This is a genomic window from Endozoicomonas sp. (genome assembly GCF_051008435.1).
GTDB lineage: Bacteria > Pseudomonadota > Gammaproteobacteria > Pseudomonadales > Endozoicomonadaceae > Endozoicomonas_A.
The window spans coordinates 1-1,265 of record NZ_JBPCXO010000396.1; the positions used below are offsets into that span (position 1 = coordinate 1).

Consider the following 1,265-nt stretch of genomic DNA (forward strand, 5'->3'; position numbering starts at 1 on the left):
AGCTTGATCCATCCGTCGCGTAGTGCGTATAACCCCTGCGATTTTAAATAGGCATTCGACAATGCCTGATTAATTCCCGGTGTCTTCGAACTACGCCACGGGCCTTTACTGGTCAGACCACAGGCAACAGCCGCTTGAATATGAACACCTCTCTTCATTAAATTCCTGACTTTTGTGCGTCGCTTTCGCCACTGTCGCCAGTAGGCCATGCGAACTCTGCGACGTATCCAGTTATCCAGATCAACGCAACGCTGATAGCCATTGGCCATTCCAAAGTAATGAATCCAGCCTCGTAAATACTGGCTGATTTTGAAGAGTTGGTATTTCATTGATACACCCCCGTTACGGTTTGTGAGTTTCCGGACCTGCTGCTTGAATCGCCGCAGGGTTTTCCCGTGCCATTGAATGCTTTTACCCCGGAATGTGAAACCCAGAAACTGACTTTCACTGGTTCTCACAACTTGGCTTTTGGTGGTGCTTACAACCAGTTTCAAACGCTGTTGCAGGTACTGACTGATGCTGGACAGGACACGCTCTCCCGTTCGCTGACTTTTCACTAAGATCGTAAAGTCGTCGGCGTATCGGGCAAACTTGTGGCCTCTGAGTTCCAATTCTTTGTCCAGGGGGTCGAGCATAATGTTCGATAGCAATGGTGAGAGTGACCACCTTGGGGAACAGCCTCCCGGCTGTCCTGAACACGCTGACCGTCCTGAACGCCTGCACGCAGGTAGCGACCAATAAGTTGCATCAGACGCTTGTCTTTTACCTTACGGCTCAGCAAGGTCATCAGCAGGTCATGGTTGACCCGGTCAAAGAATTTGGAGAGATCCACATCCACCGCTATGCGATAACCCTTTTGGATAATGCGGTGGACTTTCTTAACGGCCTGCTGCCCGTTTCGGTGAGGGCGAAACCCAAAACTGTTGCTTGAGAATCCCGGATCGAATATCGGTGTCAGTACCTGGGCTATAGCTTGTTGAATCACGCGATCCCTGACGGTGGGTATGCCAAGCTGGCGTTTCCCTCCGTCTGGCTTCTCGATGTTAACACGCCTGACCGGGGCTGGTTGGTAGCTGCCGTTATTCAGCTCGGCTGCGGTTTGCTTCCAGCCAGCACCCCGTACCCGGTTGGGGAATTCGGGGGCTTTTACAGGTTGGCTGATGAAAAGTGAGGGGTTGCAACAGAAATAGCCTTCAGGAGACGATTGATTTGTAAGGATCAAAATTTCTGAAGGATCAGACATGTGTGCAACACCCTCACTACGC

General features: G+C 51.1%; 2 protein-coding genes and 1 pseudogene. 1 reads left to right on the forward strand and 2 read right to left on the reverse strand.

The genetic code is table 11. The annotated features are described in order from the left end of the window. A partial coding sequence (locus tag ACR2PX_RS20230) for a group II intron maturase-specific domain-containing protein (protein ID WP_434001168.1) occupies positions 1–329 on the reverse strand: 329 nt, incomplete at its 3' end. Between the two features lie 66 nt (positions 330–395). Here ACR2PX_RS20230 and ACR2PX_RS20235 point away from each other — a divergent pair. Beyond that, entirely contained in the window at positions 396–560 is a 165-nt protein-coding gene (locus tag ACR2PX_RS20235) for a hypothetical protein (RefSeq protein WP_434001169.1), read from the forward strand. Here ACR2PX_RS20235 and ACR2PX_RS20240 read toward each other — a convergent pair. Beyond that, positions 480–1,243: pseudogene (locus ACR2PX_RS20240) on the reverse strand (reverse transcriptase domain-containing protein); the annotation flags it as partial. The gene ACR2PX_RS20235 and the pseudogene ACR2PX_RS20240 overlap by 81 nt on opposite strands. Positions 1,244–1,265: the final 22 nt, after the last annotated feature.